25 protein-coding genes are annotated in these 21,402 nt (G+C 60.4%); 8 read left to right on the top strand and 17 right to left on the bottom strand.

Features of this window, described 5'->3' with window-relative positions:
• The first annotated feature begins 168 nt into the window (after positions 1–168).
• From rpsD to PYH37_RS20850, 4 genes are all read left to right on the top strand, one after another.
• Complete coding sequence (gene rpsD, locus PYH37_RS20865; RefSeq protein WP_280733303.1) at positions 169–786, top strand: 30S ribosomal protein S4; 618 nt, start codon at positions 169–171, stop codon at positions 784–786.
• Between the two features lie 249 nt (positions 787–1,035).
• On the top strand, positions 1,036–1,983 hold the full coding sequence (locus PYH37_RS20860; protein WP_280733302.1) for a glutaminase: 948 nt from the start codon (positions 1,036–1,038) through the stop codon (positions 1,981–1,983).
• A gap of 111 nt (positions 1,984–2,094) precedes the next feature.
• Positions 2,095–2,979, top strand: a complete 885-nt coding sequence (ttcA, locus tag PYH37_RS20855; RefSeq protein ID WP_280736116.1) for a tRNA 2-thiocytidine(32) synthetase TtcA — start codon at positions 2,095–2,097, stop codon at positions 2,977–2,979.
• Positions 2,976–3,800: an inositol monophosphatase family protein gene (locus PYH37_RS20850; protein WP_280733301.1), complete on the top strand. Its 825-nt coding sequence runs from the start codon at positions 2,976–2,978 to the stop codon at positions 3,798–3,800. The genes ttcA and PYH37_RS20850 overlap by 4 nt, the downstream gene beginning before the upstream one ends.
• Positions 3,801–3,858: 58 nt before the next feature.
• On the opposite strand, the gene PYH37_RS20845 is transcribed toward PYH37_RS20850, so the two are convergent.
• The 7 genes from PYH37_RS20845 to PYH37_RS20810 form a co-directional block, all read right to left on the bottom strand.
• The gene (locus PYH37_RS20845; protein WP_280733300.1) at positions 3,859–5,148 is read right to left on the bottom strand and encodes a multidrug effflux MFS transporter; all 1,290 of its coding nucleotides are present in this window, start codon (positions 5,146–5,148) and stop codon (positions 3,859–3,861) included.
• A gap of 95 nt (positions 5,149–5,243) precedes the next feature.
• Positions 5,244–6,482 carry a multidrug effflux MFS transporter gene (locus tag PYH37_RS20840; protein ID WP_280733299.1) on the bottom strand — a complete coding sequence of 413 codons (1,239 nt, stop codon included), beginning with the start codon at positions 6,480–6,482 and terminating at the stop codon, positions 5,244–5,246.
• Between the two features lie 466 nt (positions 6,483–6,948).
• Positions 6,949–7,284, bottom strand: a complete 336-nt coding sequence (grxD, locus tag PYH37_RS20835) for a Grx4 family monothiol glutaredoxin (protein ID WP_280733298.1) — start codon at positions 7,282–7,284, stop codon at positions 6,949–6,951.
• 133 nt (positions 7,285–7,417) lie between these two features.
• Positions 7,418–7,660 (bottom strand): hypothetical protein, encoded by a 243-nt coding sequence (locus tag PYH37_RS20830; protein WP_280733297.1) that lies wholly within the window; start codon positions 7,658–7,660, stop codon positions 7,418–7,420.
• A gap of 7 nt (positions 7,661–7,667) precedes the next feature.
• The gene (locus PYH37_RS20825; RefSeq protein WP_057248940.1) at positions 7,668–7,901 is read right to left on the bottom strand and encodes a BolA family protein; all 234 of its coding nucleotides are present in this window, start codon (positions 7,899–7,901) and stop codon (positions 7,668–7,670) included.
• 126 nt (positions 7,902–8,027) lie between these two features.
• On the bottom strand, positions 8,028–10,259 hold the full coding sequence (gene purL / locus PYH37_RS20820) for a phosphoribosylformylglycinamidine synthase subunit PurL (RefSeq protein ID WP_280733296.1): 2,232 nt from the start codon (positions 10,257–10,259) through the stop codon (positions 8,028–8,030).
• A 349-nt stretch (positions 10,260–10,608) separates the two neighbouring features.
• On the bottom strand, positions 10,609–12,027 hold the full coding sequence (locus PYH37_RS20810) for an aminotransferase-like domain-containing protein (RefSeq protein WP_280733295.1): 1,419 nt from the start codon (positions 12,025–12,027) through the stop codon (positions 10,609–10,611).
• Between the two features lies 1 nt (position 12,028).
• Here PYH37_RS20810 and PYH37_RS20805 point away from each other — a divergent pair, with 1 nt between their 5' ends.
• Positions 12,029–12,364, top strand: a complete 336-nt coding sequence (locus tag PYH37_RS20805) for a DUF1127 domain-containing protein (protein ID WP_280733294.1) — start codon at positions 12,029–12,031, stop codon at positions 12,362–12,364.
• A gap of 209 nt (positions 12,365–12,573) precedes the next feature.
• Positions 12,574–12,867, top strand: coding sequence for a DUF1330 domain-containing protein (locus tag PYH37_RS20800; protein WP_425336109.1), 294 nt, complete (start codon positions 12,574–12,576; stop codon positions 12,865–12,867).
• Between the two features lie 53 nt (positions 12,868–12,920).
• On the opposite strand, the gene PYH37_RS20795 is transcribed toward PYH37_RS20800, so the two are convergent.
• From PYH37_RS20795 to purC, 4 genes are all read right to left on the bottom strand, one after another.
• Positions 12,921–13,328: a hypothetical protein gene (locus PYH37_RS20795; RefSeq protein ID WP_280733293.1), complete on the bottom strand. Its 408-nt coding sequence runs from the start codon at positions 13,326–13,328 to the stop codon at positions 12,921–12,923.
• 53 nt (positions 13,329–13,381) lie between these two features.
• Positions 13,382–14,053 carry a phosphoribosylformylglycinamidine synthase subunit PurQ gene (gene purQ / locus PYH37_RS20790; protein ID WP_280733292.1) on the bottom strand — a complete coding sequence of 224 codons (672 nt, stop codon included), beginning with the start codon at positions 14,051–14,053 and terminating at the stop codon, positions 13,382–13,384.
• Positions 14,054–14,202: 149 nt separating this feature from the next.
• On the bottom strand, positions 14,203–14,445 hold the full coding sequence (purS, locus tag PYH37_RS20785) for a phosphoribosylformylglycinamidine synthase subunit PurS (protein ID WP_280733291.1): 243 nt from the start codon (positions 14,443–14,445) through the stop codon (positions 14,203–14,205).
• A 16-nt stretch (positions 14,446–14,461) separates the two neighbouring features.
• Positions 14,462–15,226, bottom strand: a complete 765-nt coding sequence (purC, locus tag PYH37_RS20780; RefSeq protein ID WP_180941342.1) for a phosphoribosylaminoimidazolesuccinocarboxamide synthase — start codon at positions 15,224–15,226, stop codon at positions 14,462–14,464.
• 227 nt (positions 15,227–15,453) lie between these two features.
• On the opposite strand from purC, the gene PYH37_RS20775 reads away from it, so the two are divergent.
• On the top strand, positions 15,454–15,771 hold the full coding sequence (locus PYH37_RS20775) for a DUF1476 domain-containing protein (protein WP_280733290.1): 318 nt from the start codon (positions 15,454–15,456) through the stop codon (positions 15,769–15,771).
• Between the two features lie 115 nt (positions 15,772–15,886).
• Here PYH37_RS20775 and PYH37_RS20770 read toward each other — a convergent pair whose 3' ends face one another.
• Positions 15,887–16,441 (bottom strand): RBBP9/YdeN family alpha/beta hydrolase, encoded by a 555-nt coding sequence (locus tag PYH37_RS20770; RefSeq protein WP_280733289.1) that lies wholly within the window; start codon positions 16,439–16,441, stop codon positions 15,887–15,889.
• Between the two features lie 158 nt (positions 16,442–16,599).
• Between PYH37_RS20770 and PYH37_RS20765 the strand changes: the two genes are divergently transcribed.
• Complete coding sequence (locus tag PYH37_RS20765; RefSeq protein WP_280733288.1) at positions 16,600–17,406, top strand: DUF2189 domain-containing protein; 807 nt, start codon at positions 16,600–16,602, stop codon at positions 17,404–17,406.
• Positions 17,407–17,456: 50 nt separating this feature from the next.
• On the opposite strand, the gene PYH37_RS20760 is transcribed toward PYH37_RS20765, so the two are convergent.
• From PYH37_RS20760 to rpe, 5 genes are all read right to left on the bottom strand, one after another.
• Entirely contained in the window at positions 17,457–17,762 is a 306-nt protein-coding gene (locus PYH37_RS20760; RefSeq protein ID WP_280733287.1) for a PilZ domain-containing protein, read from the bottom strand.
• A 123-nt stretch (positions 17,763–17,885) separates the two neighbouring features.
• A complete protein-coding gene (purB, locus tag PYH37_RS20755) occupies positions 17,886–19,193 on the bottom strand; it encodes an adenylosuccinate lyase (RefSeq protein ID WP_280733286.1) in 1,308 nt (435 codons plus the stop codon).
• 63 nt (positions 19,194–19,256) lie between these two features.
• Positions 19,257–19,814: a hypothetical protein gene (locus PYH37_RS20750; RefSeq protein ID WP_425336108.1), complete on the bottom strand. Its 558-nt coding sequence runs from the start codon at positions 19,812–19,814 to the stop codon at positions 19,257–19,259.
• Positions 19,814–20,557 (bottom strand): DUF2259 domain-containing protein, encoded by a 744-nt coding sequence (locus PYH37_RS20745; RefSeq protein WP_280733284.1) that lies wholly within the window; start codon positions 20,555–20,557, stop codon positions 19,814–19,816. Before PYH37_RS20745 ends, PYH37_RS20750 begins: the two co-directional genes overlap by 1 nt.
• Positions 20,554–21,231, bottom strand: coding sequence for a ribulose-phosphate 3-epimerase (gene rpe / locus PYH37_RS20740; protein ID WP_280733283.1), 678 nt, complete (start codon positions 21,229–21,231; stop codon positions 20,554–20,556). Before rpe ends, PYH37_RS20745 begins: the two co-directional genes overlap by 4 nt.
• Between the last annotated feature and the right edge of the window lie 171 nt (positions 21,232–21,402).

Here is a 21,402-nt window from a genome sequence, read left to right as displayed (position 1 = left end):
CAACGCCGGGCGGAAATGCCCGGTGTTTCATTTGACATGTCCCGTGGTTTCTCCGGCAGCGTGATCGTGAGAGGCCTGTCAGAACTCCCAAAATGGGGTTCAGAGGAGGGCGTGTTTCCTTGATCCGGTTTGGCAACAAACCGGTGTAACTGTTTGAAAGGAAATGCGATGAGCAAACGCGAATCGTCCAAGTACAAAATTGACCGCCGCATGGGCGAAAACATCTGGGGCCGCCCGAAGTCCCCGGTGAACCGTCGTGAATACGGCCCCGGCCAGCACGGCCAGCGCCGCAAGTCCAAGCTCTCCGACTTCGGCGTGCAGTTGCGCGCCAAGCAGAAGCTGAAGGGCTACTACGGCGATATCCGTGAGAAGCAGTTCCGTGCGATCTTCGCCGAGGCTTCCCGCCGCAAGGGCGATACCCCGGAGAACCTGATCGGTCTGCTCGAATCGCGCCTCGACGCGATCGTCTACCGCGCCAAGTTCGTTCCGACGGTCTTTGCCGCTCGCCAGTTCGTCAACCATGGCCACGTGAAGGTCAACGGCGTTCGCGTCAACATTGGTTCGTACCGCTGCAAGCCGGGCGACGTCATCGAAGTCAAGGAAAAGTCCAAGCAGCTCGTTTCGGTTCTCGAATCGATACAGCTCGCTGAGCGCGACGTTCCGGACTACATCGAAGCCGATCACAACAAGATGATTGCGACCTATGTCCGTGTTCCGGTTCTCTCCGACGTTCCGTACGCGGTCGTCATGGAACCGCACCTGGTCGTCGAATTCTATTCGCGCTAATCCGGGGCCTTGGCCTTGTAAAGCTTTCGAAACCGCCCGGAGACGGGCGGTTTTTTTATACGGAAATGCCGGACAAATAAGTCAGAGCGGAATGCGGGGCGGACAACCGCACGCACTTTCCCATCCCGCTCTATCGGATAATTCCCTAGATCGATTTCGATCTAAGGAATTATGCAGCAATTCAAAGCGCTACAGCGATTTTTGCGCGTCTGATAAAACGCGCGGCGCTGTAGGATCGAGGAGTGCCGTATGCCGGAGCAGAATGCGCAACAGGATCTGCAATTGATCCTCGACGACATCTATCGCGAGCTGACGCCGCGCCTCGGCGAAGGCAAAGTTGCCGACTACATCCCACAGCTCGCCCGCGTCGATGCGGGCCGGTTCGGCATGGCGATCGTCACAACCGGTGGTCAGGTGCATCGCGTCGGCGATGCGGAGGTTCCATTTTCGATTCAGAGCATTTCCAAGGTTTTCACACTGACGTTGGCGCTCGGCAAGCACGGCGAGAACATCTGGCATCGGGTAGGGCGCGAGCCGTCGGGCTCCGCCTTCAATTCGATCGTTCAGCTCGAACATGAAGGTGGCAAGCCGCGGAACCCCTTCATCAATGCCGGGGCGATCACGATCAGCGACCTCATCCTCGCAGGCCATACGCCGAAGGAACTGATCGGCGAAATCGTGCAGTTCGTCCGCTATCTCGCGGATGACGACAATATCGTCATCGACCACGAAGTCGCGCGCTCGGAGACTGCAACCGGCTACCGAAATTTCGCGCTTGCCAGTTTCATGCGGTCGTTCGGCAAGCTCGATCATCCGGTTGAGCACGTGCTTGGTGTCTATTTCCACCATTGCGCGCTGGCGATGACCTGCAGCCAGCTTGCCAAATCCGGATTGTTTCTCGCCGCCGGCGGCACAAATCCGCTGACTGGACACTCCGTTGTCTCGCGTCAGCGAGCGCGGCGCATCAATGCGCTGATGCTTACCTGCGGCCACTATGACGGCTCAGGTGATTTCGCCTATCGCGTCGGCCTGCCCGGCAAGAGCGGCGTCGGTGGAGGCATCCTGGCGGTCGCGCCGGGAAAAGCTTCCGTCGCGGTCTGGTCTCCGGGGCTCAACGAGAACGGCAACTCGCTGCTCGGATCGCTGGCGCTCGAAATGCTGGCCGCCCGTACCGGTTGGTCGGTTTTCGGCCCCTGACAATCTGGTCAAAACCCGTTTTCCCTTGATCTTCGGGACCGGACGGGGCAAGTGCTGATTCAGGCTTTTTCGGGTGTTTCCTTTTCCGCCTGCTATTTCGAGACCGCCGCCATGGAACTCTCCCAATCGCCCCGGCACGACACGGCGAACACCGCCGTCGATGACGAGGACGCCAGCGCCGATACTCATCCGCTCTTTGCGCGGATGCCGTCCTCCGTCTCCTTCAACAAACTCCGGAAGCGCTTGCTGCGGCAGGTACGACAGGCGATCGAAGATTTCGGTATGCTGAAGGAGTCGAAGCGCTGGCTGGTGGGTGTCTCCGGCGGCAAGGACAGTTACAGCCTGCTGGCGCTCTTGATGGACCTGCAATGGCGCGGTCTTCTTCCGGTCGAACTCATCGCCTGCAATCTCGATCAGGGCCAGCCGAATTTCCCGAAACACATATTGCCGGAATACCTTTCCTCTATCGGCGTCAAGCATCGGATCGAATATCGCGACACCTATTCGATCGTGAAGGAAAAGGTGCCGACAGGCGCTACTTATTGCTCGCTCTGTTCGCGGCTCCGCCGCGGCAATCTCTACCGCGTCGCGCGGGAGGAGGGCTGCGACGCACTGGTGCTGGGACATCATCGCGAGGACATTCTCGAAACCTTCTTCATGAATTTCTTCCATGGCGGGCGGCTTGCATCGATGCCGGCGAAGCTTCTCAACGACGAAGGCGACCTCATGGTGCTGAGGCCGCTTGCCTATGCGGCTGAAGACGATCTCGCCAAGTTCGCGGCGGCAATGGAGTTTCCGATCATCCCTTGCGACCTCTGCGGCTCGCAGGACGGTCTCGAGCGCAATGCGATGAAGGCGATGCTCGCCGATATCGAGCGTCGCATGCCGGGCCGCAAGGACACGATGCTGCGCGCGCTCGGGCATGTAAATCCGTCGCACCTGCTCGATCCGAAGCTTTTCGATTTCCTATCCCTCTCTCCGGAGCCCAAAGAATGAGCCAATCCGTCGATATCGCCGCGCTTGCCAATCTTCTGCAGGAGGCGGCGGTCAAGGAAATCCTGCCGCGGTTCCGTAATCTCGGATCGGGTGATGTGCGGATGAAATCGGAGGCGATCGACCTCGTCACCGAAGGCGATGAGGCAGCCGAAAGGCTGATCAAATCGAAGATCGATGCAATCGCGCCGGGCGCCGTCTTCATCGGCGAGGAATCTGTCGCCGCCGATCCCGCGCTTTTGGACAAGCTCGACGGTGCCGATCTTGCAATCGTCGTCGATCCGATCGACGGGACCTTCAATTTCGCAGCCGGTCTGCCGCTTTTCGGGGTGATGGCAAGCGTGGTTGCCAAGGGCGAGACGGTCGCCGGCATCATCTACGATCCGCTCGGCAACGACTGGGTCATCGCGGAGAAAGGCTCTGGCGCCTGGATGTGCAGGCCTGATGGTTCGCAGGAAAAACTGGCGGTCACCGCCGGTGTGCCGCTCGAAAGCATGGTGGGTGGCGCATCGACGGGTTTCTACAAGAAGGACGACCGCCGGATCGTCATGGCCAACATGGCAAAGGTTCGGATGACGACCAGTTACCGCTGTGCAGCACATGAATACCGTATCTTTGCGGGCGGCCACCTGCACTTCCTGATGTATCAGAAGCTGATGCCGTGGGATCATCTCGCCGGCACTCTGATCGCCGAAGAGGCGGGCGCCTATGCGGCGCGCTTCGACGGTTCGCGCTATCTGCCGGCACACATTAATGGCGGCCTGCTTCTCGCCACGGACAAGGAAAGCTGGGATGCGCTACGGCGCGAGGTGTTTATCGTCTGATCGTGCGGAAAACATATAAAAGGGGAAGCCCGCTCGGCTAACCGAGCGGGCTTTTTCGTTACATGTGGCCGCCGGGGTCGAGCGCCGCGTCCTTGTCGCCCGGATGCGTGAAGAGCTTTCCCTCCTCCGCCCACAACGTTGCGAGGATGGTGAACAAACCGAAGAGGGCGAAGCCACCGAACAAGGGCTGCAGCGTACCGTTGAAGAGCTGGCCGACCGCAGCGCCGAGGAGCGTGCCGCCGGTTGTCGAAACGAAGCCGGTGATCGCGGTTGCCGTTCCGGCAAGATGTCCCATCGGCTCTAGGCTGATCGCGGTGAAGTTGGTGGCAATGAGAGCGAAGAGCATCAGCAGGGCCGAGAACAGGAGATAGCTGACGGCGAAGGCCGGCGTGCCGACAAGCGACATGGCGTAGCCGACAGCTGCAAGCAGGGTGAAGACGATCATTGCCGCATGCGATATGCGGCGCATGCCGAAGCTGCGGACAAAGAAGCCGTTGGCGAAATTGGCGACCGCAATGCCGCCCGCCGTTCCCGCAAAAGCGATCGGCAGCCAGTCGCCAAGGCCGTAGATCTCGCCGAAGATCTGCTGAACGCTGACGATATAGGCGCAGATGACGGCAGAGAAGAGCGTAAGCCCGATCATATAGCCACAGGTGATGCGGTTCGTCAGAACCGTACGGAAGCCAGAAAGGACGGCGCCTACCGAAAGCGGCAGGCGTTCCTCCTCCGCCAGCGACTCCTTCATCCGCGTCAAGGCCCAAAGGAATAGGACTGTGCCGATCGCGCCGATCAAAATGAAGATCCAGTGCCAGTTGGCATAAACGATCACGAGCTGGCCGAGGGACGGAGCGACGATCGGCACGATCATGAAGACGATCATGACATAGGACATGACGCGCGCCATCTCGCGGCCGCCGAAACAGTCGCGAACGATCGCCATGGTCGTGATGCGGATGGCCGCCGCCCCAATGCCCTGAACGAAGCGCAGCACGAGCAGCGCTTCAAAGCTCGTCGCCTGCGACGCGGCGAAGGTCGAGAGGGTGAAGAAAGCCAGCCCGCCGAGCAGCACGATACGCCGCCCGAAGGCGTCGGAGAGGCTGCCGAAGAAAATCTGCGAGAAGCCGAATCCGAGGAGGAAGATGCCGATGACGAGCTGCGCGTCGTTGGCATTGGCGACATCAAACGACTGCCCGATGCTCTGAAGAGCCGGCAGCATGCTGTCGATCGCGATCGCGACGCTCGCGGTCATGAGGGCGATGGTGACGATGAACTCGACGAGGCCCATGCTGATGCGGGCGGCGCCCGAGACCTCGTTCGATGAGGCGGAATTCTCGGTTATGGAAGTCATTTTCAAATATCCGTAATGGTCATCTTTTTGGGACGAAAAACGTCGCAGTCGGTGTGGCGCGAAGTATAGCTCCGGGTGTCAGATCCCGCGTCCGACTAACCTGCCGGATTGTGCGGCCTGAAGAGCCTGCCGCGCTCCGCGACCAGCACGAAAACCACGGCAAGCACGCCGACCGCGAAGGAGCCGATGGCGAGCGGAGTCACGCTGCCGTTGAAGGCCTGACCGATAAACGCGCCGATAACGCCGCCGCCGATCGTCTGCATGAAGCCGAGCACGGATGACGCCGTGCCGGCCACGTGCCCCAGCGGCTCCATCGCCATCGCGTTGAAATTGGCAGCCATCAGGCCGAACTGGAACATCACAGCGGCGTAGACGATCACAAAGAGCGGCAGGGGCAATGTCCCGAGCAGCGACACGGCCACCCAGACAAAGCTCGCCAGCGTGAAGCCGAGCAGCGCGGTATGCGATAGAGCCCGCATTCCGAACCGCTGCACCAGGCGCGAATTGGTGAAGGAAGCGACCGCCATCATGCCGGCGAAGGACGCAAACACGACCGGGAACCAGATGCCCAGCCCATAGACGCCGACGAGGATCTGCTGAGCGGAGTTGATGAAGCCGAAAAGCGCGCCGAGGAGAACCGATGTCGCCAGCGTGTAGAACAGTGCGATCCGGTTCGTCAGAACGACGCGAAAGCCGTCGAGAATCACCGCGGCCGTGAAGGCGCGCCGATGGGTGGGAGCCAGCGTTTCGCGAAGGCGTGTCGCTACCGGGACTGAAATAGCGAGCGCGAAGAGCGCGATGACGACGAAGATCATGCGCCATTCGGCAAAAATCATGATCAATTGTCCGATGCTCGGCGCGATCACCGGAACGATCATGAACACCATCATCACGAGCGACATGATCTCCGCCATTTGGCGTCCGCCATACACGTCGCGGACGACCGAGACGGTGACGACCCGGGTTGCCGCCGCACCGACACCCTGCACGAAGCGCAAGAGCAGCAGCATCGTGAATGTGGGCACAAAGACGATCGCCAGAGCGCAGAGCGCGTAGAGCGTCAGCCCTCCGATTAGGGGTGCCTTCCGGCCAAGCCGATCGGAAAGCGGACCGAAGAACAGCTGCGCGAACCCCATCCCGACAAGATAGGCCGAGATCACATATTGCCGATCGTTTTCGTCACTGACGCCAAGGCTGGCGCCGATTTCCTGCAGTCCCGGCAGCATGATGTCGATCGAGATCGCATTGATCGACATTAGCATCGCCATCAGGGCGATGAACTGGACCTTCGTCAGTCCGGATAAGGCGGCTGTTTGATCTAATGGCTTTGTCATTTCATATATCCTGCCGACCGCAAGGCACTACAGCCGGTTTCAAATGTCCGCATGTACAAGGATACGCGGATGTCGCTTTGACGCTTTAAAATTTACTGCGGAACCGCAGCCTTTGGGCTCAAGCAACCAAGCGCCAATCGTGCTCCGCGTTCGCGTCCGAAATCGGAGGAAGACAGTCGGCTGGCGCTGCCGGTCGGCATGTCGGGCTTATAGCGCACTTGAATTGCTGAGAATGCAGCAAGCAAGGTGCCGGGCGAAATCGATGTCACTTCCCGCTGCGATCCGGGAAAAGGGTACTCAAGATCCGCTTAGGCCGAGCTATCAGAACGCTTCACGACCGGCCGAAAATCTCGCACCGCTGATGGAGCGCATCGAAATTTAGATAGCCAGGATATATGTCCAGAATCAAAAAAAGGCGGTCAGCCCGCCTTTTCCGATGGTCGCGAAAGAGACCGATGGAGAGGCGTCAGGCGGCGCCCTTCACGGAAACGCCCTGCTCCTGCAGGTGCGACTGCAATTCGCCGGCCTGGAACATTTCCCGCACGATGTCACAGCCGCCGACGAATTCGCCCTTCACGTAAAGCTGCGGAATTGTCGGCCAATTGGAGTAGTCCTTGATGCCCTGACGAAGATCCGCATCGGCCAGCACGTTGATGCCTTTGTAGTCGACGCCGATATAGTCGAGAATCTGCACCACCTGGCCGGAGAAGCCACACTGCGGAAACTGCGGCGTGCCCTTCATGAAAAGAACGACGTCGTTCGTCTTGACTTCGTTATCAATGAAATCGTGAATTCCGCTCATGTTGTCTTCCTTCCTGCGCCGGCTTCAAGGACCGGATGTCGATTGCCGCTTAGATAGCATGCGTGCGCGTGATTTTCACCACCCAATCGCAACAAATATTGATGGGCTTCAAGATGTGGCTTCCGAACCACTCTCAGGAGGAACGGCGACGTAACTTGCTCCGGGCTGCAGCCGTGCGGCGACGGCTCAGCTGTTTTTTTGCCGGCTTGCGGATCGCGGCTTCGATAATGTCCGCGAGAACGCCGCCCGATGTGGCTTTGCTCGTCCGGCGCTTCGTCCGCCTCGTCGCGGTTCGCCTCGCGCCGGTCTTCCTCAGGATCTCCTTCGGCGCGCTGTCAACGACGCCGCTGACGAGCTCCTTGATCAGGTCCGCCATGTGAGGCTCACTCCGGCGCGCTGGTCTGAAGGGCGAGTGCGTGAAGCACGCCGCCCATGTTGCCCTTCAATGCGTTGTAGACCATCTGGTGTTGCTGCACGCGGGTCTTGCCACGAAACGCTTCGGCCACGACTTCGGCGGCATAGTGGTCGCCGTCACCGGCCAAATCGCGGATCGTGACCTTCGCGCCGGGAATCCCGGCCTTGATCATGTCTTCGATGTCGCCTGGTGTCATGGGCATGATATGCCAACTCCCTTTTATTCTGCGGCGGCAGCATTGCCGACGCCATTCATGTTTTAAGGGAACCACGATTCAGGGGCGGAAAGCAAATAGTGAATCGGCCCCGAACTCGTCTCCGCATCGGGCTCAATTGTCGGGAGCGAGGTCGCCGCCCATGTATTCGGGGAACCAGGATTCGTGAGCGGAGCGCAGATCGTTGATCGCGACAGCTCTCGCACCGCCGAGCTTCACCGCATCGCCGCCCGTCTTGCCGACTAACGGCAGCGCAACGCCCGCGGCTTTCGCCCGCGCCGCAACCGCATCGACATTGGCGACGGCTACCGTGACGACGTAGCGGCCCTGGTCCTCGCCGTAGAAGACGGGAATCGGATCATGTGCTACCGGCGCTTCGATCGTCGCGCCAATGCCGGAGGCCATCGCCATTTCCGCGACAGCAAGTGCGAGGCCGCCCGAGGAGCAGTCATGCACGGCCGTTGCCAGGCCGTCCTCGATCAAGCCACGGACGAAATCGCCGACCTTGCGTTCATGCGCGAGATTCACATGCGGCGCCGGACCATCGGTGCGGCCATGAATGTCGCGCAAATAGACCGACTGGCCGATGTGGGTGCCCCAGCTTTCCGGCGCTCCTGCAAGCAGGATCGCCTCATCGGCGGCGGCGAAGCGGACACGCGCCATCTTCGACCAGTCCTTGATGAGGCCGACGCCACCGATTGTCGGTGTCGGCAGGATCGCTTGGCCGTTCGTCTCGTTGTAGAGCGACACGTTGCCGGAAACGATCGGGAACTCGAGCGCACGGCAGGCTTCGCCGATGCCTTTGATCGCGTGAACGAGTTGGCTCATGATCTCCGGGCGTTCGGGATTGCCGAAGTTCAGATTGTCGGTCGCCGCCAGCGGCAGCGCCCCAGTCGCGGTGAGGTTGCGCCAGCATTCGGCAACGGCCTGCTTGCCGCCTTCGAAGGGGTCGGCCTCGACATAGCGCGGAGTAACGTCCGAGGAGAAGGCCAGCGCCTTGGTCCCATGACCTTCGACGCGAACGACGCCGGCATCGCCCCCCGGCAATTGCAGCGAATTGCCCTGGATCAGCGTGTCATATTGCTCATACACCCAGCGGCGCGAGGAGTTGTTGGGCGAACCGACCAGCTTGAGGAGCGCGTCGGCAACGTCGGCCCGGGGAATGTCATTGGTGGCGAGCGGCGAGGGCGTCGTTGCCGGTGTCCACGGGCGGTCATATTCCGGAGCCTCGTCGCCAAGTTCCTTGATCGGCAGGTTAGCCACCTCTTCGCCCTGGTGCAGAATGCGGAAGCGCAGATCATCCGTGGTCTTGCCGACGATCGCGAAATCGAGACCCCACTTGACGAAGATCGCCTTGGCTTCCTCTTCCTTTTCCGGGCGGAGCACCATCAGCATGCGCTCCTGGCTCTCCGAGAGCATCATCTCGTAGGCCGTCATGCGCTCTTCACGGACCGGCACCTTGTCTAGATCAAGCTCGATGCCGAGATCGCCCTTAGCGCCCATCTCGACGGCGGAGCAGGTGAGACCGGCAGCGCCCATGTCCTGGATCGCGATGACGGCGCCCGTCTCCATCAGTTCCAGGCAGGCTTCGAGCAGGCATTTTTCCGTGAAAGGATCGCCGACCTGCACGGTCGGGCGCTTCTCCTCGATCGACTCGTCGAACTCCGCCGATGCCATCGTCGCTCCGCCGACGCCGTCGCGGCCGGTCTTGGCGCCGAGATAGACAACGGGAAGGCCGACGCCTTCGGCTTTCGAATAGAAGATCGAATCGCTCTTCGCCAAGCCCGCCGCAAAAGCATTGACCAGGATGTTGCCGTTGTAGCGTGCGTCGAACTCGACTTCGCCGCCGACGGTCGGAACGCCGAAGGAATTACCATAGCCGCCGACGCCGGCAACGACGCCGGAGACGAGGTGTCGGGTCTTCGGATGGTCGGGAGAGCCGAAGCGAAGCGCGTTCATCGCGGCGATCGGACGTGCGCCCATGGTGAAGACGTCGCGCAGGATGCCGCCGACGCCTGTCGCCGCGCCCTGATAGGGCTCGATATAGGATGGATGGTTGTGGCTCTCCATCTTAAAGACGACGCAGTCGCCGTCGTCGATATCGACGACACCGGCATTCTCACCCGGACCTTGGATGACGCGCGGTCCCTTGGTCGGAAGCGTCCGCAGCCACTTCTTCGAGGATTTATAGGAACAATGCTCATTCCACATTGCCGAGAAAATGCCGAGCTCGGTGAAGGTCGGCTCGCGCCCGATCAGGCTCAGGATCCGCTCGTATTCGTCGGGTTTCAGCCCGTGCGAGGCGATGAGGTCCGGGGTGATGGGGCGGGTGTTGGAAATCGTCATCGTCGACCGTCAATCCTTCGGGCGGCGCGCAAATCCTCCATGAGGGACACGGGCGCGTGCGAACCGCAACAGACACTGGGAGCGCTTTGCGGCTTCTTTAGCCTATGCTGCGGCGTGGCGCGACAGAAAAATACGCTCGATCAACAGGCCGGGCAGGGCGCGCGAACCCGGCTCGCGGGCCCCATATTCCTGTGCTTCTAGAACTTGTAGCCGAGCATCAGCCCCGCGCGCGTCAGGCCGTCGTTTGGGCCGTCGCAAAGCTCGTGCGAAACCCTCTCCACGCATATCAATCATGCAGAATCGACAACAGATTGCCTTGGCTTGCGCCAAAGTCACCCTCAAAAAGACCTCAATCGAAGCTGTCGTAGCCCGTGCGACCGCTATCGAGCAGTCGCCTTAGAACTTGAAACCCTCTCTGCACTTCGGATCGCTCGACGGGGGAGGAGAAGCCGATGCGGATGCGGTGGAAGACGCGGTTGGCGCGTCCCGCCTTGAATTCGTCCTCGTCGTCTATGAGGACACCTTCCTGCAGGGCTGCCTGCTTGAAGGTTCCCGAAAGCCAGGGATCCGGCAGCTTCAGCCAGAGGAACGGAACCCTGGGGTGGGAGTTGAATTCGAGGCCGGAAAAGATTTGGCGCGCCATAGCCTCGCGCGCGCCGATTTCTTCGACGCCGCGGTTACGCAGGGCGGAAGCGGCCCCCGAAAGAACCAGACGGGCGCAAAGCTCGGCGAGGATGAAAGGAAGACCGCCGCTCACCATCTTGTGCGCAATACGGATGCGTTGGCTGAAATGTGGCGGGCAGCCGACCCAGCCGCCGCGCACGCCGGCGGCAACCGACTTCGAAAGGCCGCCAACGAGAAAGGTGCGCTCGGGAGCAAGTTCCGCTAAGAGCGGTATCGGGTCACCCGTCATGGAGCCATAAAGGTTATCCTCGACCAGCCACACGCCGTATTTCCGCGCAATTTCGGCAACCGCCTGACGTCTATCCAACGGCATTACGGAGACCGTCGGGTTCTGTGCACCGGGCATCAGGAAGGCAAGCTTCGGATGCTGCTGAGCACAGACACGCTCGAAGTCATCCGGTATCAGACCGAATTCATCGCTTTCCATCAGCGCAATGCGCCGGCCGATCAATCCAGCGCTGCGGCTAACCTGGGAATAGGTCAGAGTCTCGAACGCTATGCGGTCGCCGGGGGAGGTGACGGCTGAAATCACCGCGACGACGGCTGCGTGGGCGCCGAGCGTCGGTACAATGCTCTCAGGTGCCGGCCGGAAATTGCCGCGTGCCAGCCACTGCGAGCCCGCATCGAACCAATGATCCGGAAAGTTGCGGGCGTAGCTCGCAATATCCGTGTGATGCTCACGGCTAATGTCACCCAGCAATCTCGCCAAAATCTCGCCCTGGCCGATATCCGGTGCGGCGGTGCTGTCGAAACGCAGCTTGCCCGCGGGCGCTATGATCGGCCGCGTTCCGGCGAGAGAGGTGGTGAGGGGATCAGACTGTTCGGGCGGCCGGCTCTCCGGATGATCGAGCACATATGTCCCGCGGCCGACTTCGCCGCTGACGAGGCCCCGCCCGCGCACGATATTGTACGCCCGCCCGATCGTGCCGATCGTCACGCCGATGTCAAAGGCGAGGTTGCGCTGCGGCGGCAGCTTCGTGCCAGCGGGCAGCGTACCGGTGCTGATCGCCTGTTCTATCTGGTCGGCGATCCGGGCGTAGAGCGGTCCGGTGCCCTGCTGAATGTCGGGAAGCCAAGTTGTCATCGTGACAATTATCTATATTGCTTCAGAGATTGAGTCAATTATCACTGAGCCAATAAGATCAACAAGGACATTGGTGAAGGCAATGATTACAATTGATACAATTCAGTTGCCGCCGTTCGAAGAGCCGGACGCTCGGTTGCAGAGGTCGGGATTCGCACCGCGGTTGGTGTTCGATGTGGTCAGTGTTTTTGTCCGGCTCTGGCGCTTTTACTGCGCGCTGGCTGCCAAGAAGCGCAGCCGCCTGGCGCTCGACGAATTGAGCGATAAGCAACTTAAGGATATCGGGATTTCCAAGGCCGAGGCGCGGCGGGAGGCTGCCGTTCCGTTCTGGCGGTAGCTGCGCCGATCTTAGATTTTTTCAGTGCATGCAAGCACTCAAGAGATTTAGGTGCTCTCAGCGGCAAGCAATCCGCATGGAGGCTGCGAGATTGGGGTATGTCGCGATACCCGGCGAAGTGGTATCGTTGCATGCGCAGAAGCCAAGGCTGTTTTCAATCGGCGATTGTTCCAAGCAAGAGGCAAGAAGCGATGACAAAGGGATATTGGGTGGCGTCCGTCGATGTTACCGATCCGGAGGGATACAAGGCTTATATAGCCGAGAACGCGAATGCTTTTCGAAAGTACGGCGGGCACTTTCTTGCCCGCGGTGGCCAACGCGAGACCCCCGAAGGAAAGCTGCGCTCACGCATTGTCGTGATCGAATTCCCTACTTACAGCGCCGCGCTGGAGTGCTATCACTCGCCCGAATATGCGAAAGCCATGGCGTTGCGGCAGGGCAGATCGGTGATGGATTTGGCGATAATCGACGGTTACGACGGTCCCCAGCCATCAGATTCCTGAAGCCGGCAGAAGGTCGCCTTGGAGATGCGCAACCGAGCGGCTCTCACCTAAGATCAATTGCAGCCTTGGCCGCCGGCAGCCCATCGCCGCACGTCCGCCGCCATGCGCGTGCCCACGGGCTCGCTGAGCAGCGGTCCGAAGGCCTGTAGCCGGGCAGGGTGTCCTTCGGCCTGGATGACCGCCAGCGGCCGCGCTTCGGGCGACTTGCGCGGTACGATCAGAATGCGTGGACGCCCTGAGAAGGAGTTGAGCTCCGGTGCGAGACGGTAAGCCTTGAACGCGGGATCACCCGACTTGAACCAGCAGCCATTGGCGCCGAGCGCCACGCGCTCCATTGTCGGGAGCGCAGCGGAGCTCGCCGCCGGCGCAGCCGGGCGGTTCGATTGGCACGCGGCTACAAGCGTCAGGCTTGCGGTGGCGCAGGCGAGCGCAAGAAAGCGTCCGTAGGTCATGGATGGCATAGGCGGTCTCGCTGGATCGCGGTGAGGGATGCCGCCTTCTAGCAGCCATATGGTTAAGCGGCGATTACCTCGAGCGCAGATGCGAAGAGGCCGCGGCCGTCCGAACCGCCATGCGCCGCCTCGATTAGGTTTTCCGGATGCGGCATCATGCCGAGCACGTTGCCCTTAGCATTCATGACGCCGGCAATATCGTTGATCGAGCCATTTGGGTTGGTGCCGTCGGCATAGCGGAACACGACCTGCCCATTGCCTTCGATCACTTTCAGGGTTTCCGTATCGGCGAAGAAATTACCGTCATGATGGGCGACGGGGCTGCGGATGATCTGACCCTTCGAATAGGCGCGGGTGAAATCCGTGTCGGCGTTGGCGACTTCGAGCTTGATCTCGCGGCAGACGAATTTCAGCGAGGCATTGCGCATCAGCGCGCCCGGCAGCATGCCCGCTTCGACGAGGATCTGAAATCCGTTGCAGACGCCGAGAACTCGCACGCCCTGATCCGCCTTGGCCTTGATCGCCTGCATCACCGGCATCCGCGCCGCGATCGCACCGCAGCGCAGGTAATCGCCATAGGAAAAGCCACCGGGAATGACGATCAGGTCGACATCCGGAATTTCCGTCTCGGTCTGCCATACGGTGACCGGCGGCTTGCCGGAGATCTTCGTGAGCGCTGCGATCATGTCGCGATCACGGTTGAGGCCTGGAAGCTGGACGACGGCTGATTTCATAGACGTACATACCTTGCCTTGGCCTCGAAGCGCTGCGCGTTTCGAGGCGATTTTCAACGCAGTGGAAACGCTGGTTCAATGGTTCGGCGATTGCGGGGCTGAGCCCCGACGCCGAGCAAATTTGCCAGCGCATCTCATTCCCCCGCCAGTCAGGCGAGGGAAATGCTGTAGTTTTCGATGACGGTGTTTGCCAGGAGTTTTTCGCACATCGCCTTGAGATCGGCCTCAGCCTTGGCCTTGTCGGCCGTCTCGATTTGCAAGTCAAAAACCTTGCCCTGGCGAACCTGGCCGATGCCGTCAAAGCCGAGGGCGCCGAGCGCGCCTTCTATAGCCTTGCCCTGCGGATCGAGAACGCCGTTCTTCAGCGTCACGGTTACGCGTGCCTTGATCACTTGTCTTATCCCCATATTACTTGACGAGCACCGGACCGGAGCCGCGCGGCGGCTCGTTCTCGTTGATGATGCCGAGACGGCGGGCCACTTCCTGATAGGCTTCGACCAAACCGCCCATGTCGCGGCGGAACCGGTCCTTGTCCATCTTTTCCTTGGTTTCGACATCCCAGAGACGGCAGCTGTCCGGGGAAATCTCATCGGCAAGCACGATACGCATCATGTCGCCTTCGAACAGGCGGCCGCATTCGATCTTGAAGTCGACGAGCTGGATACCGACACCGAGGAAGAGGCCGGAAAGGAAGTCGTTGATGCGGATGGCGAGCGCCATGATGTCATCGAGTTCCTGCGGGCTCGCCCAACCGAAAGCGGTGATGTGCTCTTCGGACACCATCGGATCGTCGAGCGCGTCGGCCTTATAGTAGAATTCGATGATCGAACGCGGCAGTACCGTGCCTTCCTCGATACCGAGGCGCTTTGCGAGCGAGCCGGCGGCAACGTTGCGCACGACGATCTCGAGTGGAATGATTTCCACCTCTTTGATCAACTGCTCGCGCATGTTGAGGCGGCGGATGAAATGCGTCGGAATGCCGATCTTGTTCAGATGGGTGAAAATGTACTCGGAAATCCGATTGTTGAGCACACCCTTTCCGTCGATGACATCATGCTTCTTCTTGTTGAAGGCGGTCGCATCATCCTTGAAAAACTGGATCAGTGTGCCAGGTTCCGGACCCTCGTAAAGGATCTTAGCCTTGCCCTCGTAGATACGGCGCCGACGATTCATGGATTTGTCTCTGTGGTTGTTGGCGCGCTTGGGTCGCGCAATTGGAGTTTTCTCAGCGGGTCCATATCTGAAAAGAACGCATTTCACAATCGGCGTATCTTCCCTTCCCCCGATTTAGATTAGGGTATCATGAAAGTCAGCAAAGACGAAAAGGCGCATTGCACTTTGAGCAGTGTTTTGGTTTATGGCGATAACTGTTTCCGGCTGGAATTTTTCAGGGAGATCGATTGATGACCACGATGCAGGATCGCGAGAAAGCCTTCGAGGCGAAGTTTGCGCGGGACCAAGAGTTGAGGTTTAGGGCCGAAGCGCGCCGCAACAAGATGCTCGGCCTCTGGGCCGCCGGTCTCTTGAACAGGCCGGATGCCGAAGCCTATGCGAAAGAGGTCATCGCCGTCGACTTTGAGGAAGTCGGCCATGAGGACGTCGTGCGCAAGATCAAGGCCGATTTCGACGCTGCCGGGTTGACCTTGACGGAAGACGACATCCGCGTTCGGATGCTAGAGTTTCTGGCCGAAGCCGTCGAACAGATTGAGAACAGCTAAGCGACCCGGCATTCCGGAAGCGACGCCGCCCGAGAGCAATGCCGGGCGGCTTTTTTCGTCTCTGTTCCAAAGGGCCATCGAGCCGCGCGCGGAGAAGATGGTGCCCCGCGTTCCCCTAAAGGCGTAGCCGGCTGAGAAATTGAGCGAAGACCATCGTTCCTTCGGGCCAGGGGCCATGTCCGGATGCGGCGTTGATGTGACCGGCCTCTCCTGCATCGACAAGAAGCGATCCCCAAGCGTTGGCAATGTCACCGGCATGTTCGTAGGATCCGAACGGATCGTTTCGGCTCGCGACCATCAGCGATGGGAAGGGCAGCGGATCGCGCGGATAGGGGCCGAAGGTCATCAAGTGCTTCGGCCGGATCTTGGGATTGGCCACATCCGGCGGGGCGACCAGGAAGGCACCGGCGATTTTCTTTTTGTAATGGGGCAGGGCATGAATCGCCGTGGCGACGCCGAGGGAGTGCGCGACGACGACAATCGGCTTGCTGGCGGCATTGACCTCCTGGGCCATGCGCGCCACCCAGTCCTGCCGCACGGGCTTCGACCATTCCGCCTGTTCGACGCGCCGTGCGGTCGAGAGCTTTCGCTCCCATCTGGTTTGCCAATGGTCCGGACCGGAGTTCGTATAGCCCGGAACGATGAGGATATGCGCTTCTGAAACCTTCATGACCGCCGCGATGTGGAGCCGAAAAGAGCCGAAGTCAAGGCGCAGGCGACAGAGGCCGCGTTTTCTGTATAATCGATCTGCCGGTCGCGGAGGCAGCGGCCCAGTTTCGCCGTTGTCGTGAGTCCGTGGCCGCTCTGGTTCGTTGAGGAGTGTGAGCCATGACAACCTTCCATGTCCTGTCGGGACCGAATGCGAGTGTTGACCATCCCGGCATACGAAAGATTGGCATTGCAGATGTGTTCGACGCGTTGCGTCTCGGGCTGGACGATTTCCGCGAGAAGCCGTCGCATTATGTATTTCTGTGTCTCATTTATCCCGTTGCCGGTGCGGTGCTCATGACCTGGAGCGCCGGGGCAAACATGTTGCCTCTGCTCTACCCGCTCGCATCCGGCTTCGCCCTCATCGGGCCTGTCGCGGCGATCGGCCTTTACGAGATCAGCCGGCGTCGTGAACTGGGCATGGATGCGCGCTGGCCGCACGCTTTGCGGCTATACCGGTCGCCGGCGCTGCCCTCGATCCTGGCGGTGGCCATCTTGCTCTTCATCATCTTCATCGCCTGGCTGCTGGTCGCGCAGGCGCTTTACATGCGAATATTCGGAACACCGCCGGATTCGATTTCGGCCTTCTGGAACAGCATCATCGGTACGGAAGAGGGATGGACACTCATCCTCGTCGGCAACGCTGTCGGGTTCGTGTTTGCCGTGATCGTGCTTTCAATCAGCGTGGTCACCTTCCCCTTGCTGCTTGATCGCGATATCGGCGCGGTTGCCGCGATCGATACCTCGATACGGGCGACGCTCACCAACCCGGTGCCGGTCGCCTGCTGGGGCCTGATCATCGCTGCCGGACTGGTGATCGGGTCCATCCCCATCTTTGTCGGTCTTGCCCTCATCATGCCGATTTTCGGGCACGCGACCTGGCACCTCTACCGCAAGCTGGTCGAGCCGGCTGGACCGGCTGGCTAGCAGGGAACAAGCGACCGGTCCTCTATTCAGGACCGGTCGCTTTCCGCCCATTAGCGAAAGAATTTGTAATAGGATGAGATCTGCGCGGCGGTGTTTGACGAGAGGTTGAGCTTGATGCCGATCTTGTCGCCGCGGCACCAGCGCACCATGCCGGCGAGGTAGCCGAGCTCATCGCTGCGGATCGTCACCTCCTGGCCCATCCGCGCGCCGATGTCGAAGAGGAGCTGGAAACAGATGCCTTCAGCAGAGAGGTCGGTCACGACCCCGTTGCTCGAGCCGGTCTTGCATGTGACCGTGCCGGTTATCTTTGTCTGATTGCGCACGGATGTGCGCTGACCGCTCTCCCTAAATGCCATGGCTTCCTCGAAACCTGATTTGACAGACTTCGATTATTCCATGCGACAGTTAAGGGTTTGCTAAAAAACGCCCGCATTTGCGCCAAGCGTCAAATGCGGGCGATCTCGAACCGGCGAAGCAAATCACGCCGTGCCGAAAACCCGGCGGAAGATCGTATCAACGTGCTTGGTGTGATAGCCGAGGTCGAATTTCTCGCGGATTTGTTCCTCGCAAAGGGCTGCACGGACCTCCGCATCGGCCAACAATTCCTCCAGGAAATCCTTGCCCTCTTCCCAGACCCTCATGGCGTTGCGCTGCACCAGCCGATAGGCATCCTCGCGTGAGACGCCGGCCTGGGTGAGGGCGAGGAGCACGCGTTGCGAATGAACAAGCCCGCGGAACTTGTTCATGTTCTTCATCATGTTGTCCGGATAGACAAGCAGCTTGTCGATGACGCCGGTCAGCCGCGCCAGCGCGAAATCGAGCGTCACCGTCGCGTCCGGTCCGATCATGCGTTCGACCGAGGAATGCGAAATATCACGTTCGTGCCAGAGCGCGACGTTTTCCATCGCCGGAACAGCGAAGGCGCGGACCATGCGGGCGAGACCAGTCAGGTTTTCCGTCAACACCGGGTTACGCTTGTGCGGCATTGCCGAGGAGCCTTTCTGACCCGGCGAGAAATATTCCTCCGCTTCCAGCACTTCGGTACGCTGCAGATGGCGGATTTCGGTCGCAAGACGCTCGATCGAGGAGGCGATCACGCCGAGGGTTGCGAAATACATCGCGTGGCGATCACGCGGGATCACCTGTGTCGAGACGGGTTCAGGCTTCAGCCCGAGCGCCTTTGCCACATGTTCCTCGACGCGCGGGTCGATGTTGGCGAAGGTGCCGACGGCGCCGGAAATAGCGCAGGTTGCGACCTCTTCACGAGCGGCGAGAAGGCGCTGTTTGCAGCGATCGAATTCCGCGTAGGCAAGTGCCAGCTTTATACCGAACGTCGTCGGCTCCGCGTGGATGCCGTGCGAACGGCCGATGGTAACCGTGTCCTTGTGTTCGAAGGCGCGGCGCTTCAACGCCTCCAGCAGCTTGTCCATGTCGGCAAGGAGCAGATCCGTCGCGCGAACGAGCTGCACGTTGAAGCAGGTGTCGAGCACGTCCGAAGACGTCATCCCCTGGTGGACGAAGCGACTGTCCGGACCGACGAATTCTGCGAGATGGGTGAGAAAGGCGATGACGTCGTGTTTGGTCACGGCTTCGATCTCATCGATCCGGTCGACGTCGAACTTTGCCGCGCCGCCCTTTTCCCAGATGGTCTTTGCCGCTTCCTTGGGGATAACGCCGATTTCGGCGAGCGCGTCGCAGGCGTGCGCCTCGATCTCGAACCAGATGCGGAACTTGGTTTCCGGCGACCAGATGGCCACCATTTCCGGCCGGGAGTAACGGGGGATCATGGGCTCTAAGCTTTCGTCGTCATTGGAGGATGCCTGTGCCTCTATCAAAGATGACGGTGAAGCTCAACGCCCTTGGCGCATGTCCCTTTGCGCCAGCCATAGGCTGACGATGCCGACGGCGACGGCGCCGAGCGGCAGATAATGCCGGACGCCGAGGACCAGAAACTGGTAGATAGCAGCCAGCGAAGTGAATAGGGCCTGGAAGAACCACGTGAGCGTGCCTGTCGTGGCATGCCATTGCGAATAAAACACGCGATAGTCGAGCGCGAACAAGAACGCCGTCGTGCCTATCGTGCCTGCTGCAAGGCATAGGACGAAAGCCGCAAAGCGGGTCTCGACCGCGCGGTCCTGCGCCGCGAAACGGGCCGCAAACAGCGAAAGTGGCCAGGCAAGTACACCGCCGAGCGCGTAAAGCAGCAAAACGCTTCTCAGATGAAACGTGACGTCGTTTTCGCGCAGCCAGAGCGAAAACCAGGCCGAGAGCGTCATCATAAGACTCCAGCCGATGGCACCTATGACTGTTTCCCGGAGCGTCGGAAGCGATCGGATGAAACGGGTTCGCTTCGCCAGGTCCGCATCCGTTGTGAGCACTGTCGTTGGCGTGGCCGACTCTTCGTTCATCAGCGGGCAAGCCGGACCGGCACCGCGATCCAGCGGCCGTCAGTCGTGCCTTCAAATCCGAGTGACTTGACGAGGATCATCACCATGTGGACCTCGGAACCATCGTCGTTGATGCGGGTCACGACGCCGCCGAGGCGATAGCCGGTCGGGCAACGGCGGCTTTCCGGGAGGCGGGCGTCGTCCTGCAACACGTCCGATGCGGGACCCCCGGCCTTCTCCGTCATGACCAGCCGGAAGCCTTTGACCTCCTTCAGGAAGTCCTTGCAGATCCCCTCCGGCTCGAAGATCTTTTCTTCAAGCTTCAAGGCATAGGGCTTGCGAAACGGCGCATCGGCCGGAAAGGAATCATAGTTTAGCGTGTGCGGCGCAGCGCTTGCTTCGGTCACCGGATTGTAGGCGGCGAGCGTGCCCGGCGTATCCGCAAGGCGGTAGGCATCGATCAACGGCGCGGCGCGCCGACGCGCCTCATGGCGAGCCTTGTGCAAGGCGGAGCCATCCTCCTCGACGACAGCGCGGACCGGAGCGCCCGGCAGAAACGTATCGGTGCGCGTATCGAGTACGTAGATCGTTGAATAGGGAAAACCCGAACCGTCCTGCACGCCGTATTCCTCGAAGGCGAAGACATTGCCGTCGATAGAAAACCCGATCGGCTGAAGGGCTGCATAGTCGCCCGCCACCGCTTCAGGCGCGGCAATCGCCGTTGTGGCGAGAAGCAAGCCCGCGATAGCCACCCGGCCGGTCATCCGCGTGCCTTCTCAGCCGGCGCCCGGATCGCCTCGATGGCGCTGCGATAGGCGTCGACGGCATCACCCTTGAAAATTGCCGAGCCTGCGACCAGCACATTGGCGCCGGCCTTGGCGGCCACGCCGGCCGTCTCGGGAGCGATGCCTCCGTCCACCTCGATCTCGATCGGGCGACCGCCGATCATCGCCTTGATCCGCCGGATCTTCTCTTCCGCGGCATCGATGAACTTTTGGCCGACGAAGCCAGGGTTGACCGTCATCACCAGAATGAGATCCACCGTGTCGAGAACATATTCGATGGCGCTTTCCGGCGTTGCCGGATTGAGTGAGACGCCGGCCTTCTTGCCGAGAGACTTCACCGTCTGCAGCGAGCGATGAAGATGCGGGCCTGCCTCGGCGTGCACGGTCAGGATATCGCAACCAGCCTTGGCGAACGCCTCGAGAAAAGGATCCGCCGGGGAAATCATGAGATGGCAATCGAATGTCGCCTTGGTGTGGGGGCGCAGAGACTTGATGACGTCCGGCCCGAAGGTGATGTTCGGCACGAAATGGCCATCCATCACGTCAAGGTGAATCCAGTCCGCGCCAGCTTCGACGACATCGCGCACCTCCTGGCCGAGTTTGGAGAAGTTGGCCGCCAGGATCGACGGGGCAATGCGAATGGGATGGGTCATGAACAGCCTCCGGCTCTTTCCCGCGCCGTACAGCGCCGCGCGTCTGAAGACGCGCAAAGGTCGCTGTAACACCTTGGATTGCTGCGTAATTCCTTAAAATCGATTCCGATTTGAGGTACGCAGTAGCATTCCGCAGCCGCGCAAACAACATGCGATGGGAACGCGCCAGCG

The sequence above is a fragment of the Sinorhizobium numidicum genome (assembly GCF_029892045.1).
Classification (GTDB): domain Bacteria; phylum Pseudomonadota; class Alphaproteobacteria; order Rhizobiales; family Rhizobiaceae; genus Sinorhizobium; species Sinorhizobium numidicum.
Note: the sequence above shows the minus strand (reverse complement) of the source record. Positions and strands in the feature narration are given on the sequence as shown.

What these genes read in the sequence shown, in the direction of transcription:
- rpsD (WP_280733303.1), top strand. Translation starts at nt 169, where the DNA reads ATGAGCAAACGCGAATCGTCCAAGTACAAAATTGACCGCCGCATGGGC.
- PYH37_RS20860 (WP_280733302.1), top strand. Translation starts at nt 1,036, where the DNA reads ATGCCGGAGCAGAATGCGCAACAGGATCTGCAATTGATCCTCGACGAC.
- ttcA (WP_280736116.1), top strand. Translation starts at nt 2,095, where the DNA reads ATGGAACTCTCCCAATCGCCCCGGCACGACACGGCGAACACCGCCGTC.
- PYH37_RS20850 (WP_280733301.1), top strand. Translation starts at nt 2,976, where the DNA reads ATGAGCCAATCCGTCGATATCGCCGCGCTTGCCAATCTTCTGCAGGAG.
- PYH37_RS20845 (WP_280733300.1), bottom strand. Translation starts at nt 5,148, where the DNA reads ATGACTTCCATAACCGAGAATTCCGCCTCATCGAACGAGGTCTCGGGC.
- PYH37_RS20840 (WP_280733299.1), bottom strand. Translation starts at nt 6,482, where the DNA reads ATGACAAAGCCATTAGATCAAACAGCCGCCTTATCCGGACTGACGAAG.
- grxD (WP_280733298.1), bottom strand. Translation starts at nt 7,284, where the DNA reads ATGAGCGGAATTCACGATTTCATTGATAACGAAGTCAAGACGAACGAC.
- PYH37_RS20830 (WP_280733297.1), bottom strand. Translation starts at nt 7,660, where the DNA reads ATGGCGGACCTGATCAAGGAGCTCGTCAGCGGCGTCGTTGACAGCGCG.
- PYH37_RS20825 (WP_057248940.1), bottom strand. Translation starts at nt 7,901, where the DNA reads ATGCCCATGACACCAGGCGACATCGAAGACATGATCAAGGCCGGGATT.
- purL (WP_280733296.1), bottom strand. Translation starts at nt 10,259, where the DNA reads ATGACGATTTCCAACACCCGCCCCATCACCCCGGACCTCATCGCCTCG.
- PYH37_RS20810 (WP_280733295.1), bottom strand. Translation starts at nt 12,027, where the DNA reads ATGACAACTTGGCTTCCCGACATTCAGCAGGGCACCGGACCGCTCTAC.
- PYH37_RS20795 (WP_280733293.1), bottom strand. Translation starts at nt 13,328, where the DNA reads ATGCCATCCATGACCTACGGACGCTTTCTTGCGCTCGCCTGCGCCACC.
- purQ (WP_280733292.1), bottom strand. Translation starts at nt 14,053, where the DNA reads ATGAAATCAGCCGTCGTCCAGCTTCCAGGCCTCAACCGTGATCGCGAC.
- purC (WP_180941342.1), bottom strand. Translation starts at nt 15,226, where the DNA reads ATGAATCGTCGGCGCCGTATCTACGAGGGCAAGGCTAAGATCCTTTAC.
- PYH37_RS20770 (WP_280733289.1), bottom strand. Translation starts at nt 16,441, where the DNA reads ATGAAGGTTTCAGAAGCGCATATCCTCATCGTTCCGGGCTATACGAAC.
- PYH37_RS20765 (WP_280733288.1), top strand. Translation starts at nt 16,600, where the DNA reads ATGACAACCTTCCATGTCCTGTCGGGACCGAATGCGAGTGTTGACCAT.
- PYH37_RS20760 (WP_280733287.1), bottom strand. Translation starts at nt 17,762, where the DNA reads ATGGCATTTAGGGAGAGCGGTCAGCGCACATCCGTGCGCAATCAGACA.
- purB (WP_280733286.1), bottom strand. Translation starts at nt 19,193, where the DNA reads ATGATCCCCCGTTACTCCCGGCCGGAAATGGTGGCCATCTGGTCGCCG.
- PYH37_RS20750 (WP_425336108.1), bottom strand. Translation starts at nt 19,814, where the DNA reads ATGAACGAAGAGTCGGCCACGCCAACGACAGTGCTCACAACGGATGCG.
- PYH37_RS20745 (WP_280733284.1), bottom strand. Translation starts at nt 20,557, where the DNA reads ATGACCGGCCGGGTGGCTATCGCGGGCTTGCTTCTCGCCACAACGGCG.
- rpe (WP_280733283.1), bottom strand. Translation starts at nt 21,231, where the DNA reads ATGACCCATCCCATTCGCATTGCCCCGTCGATCCTGGCGGCCAACTTC.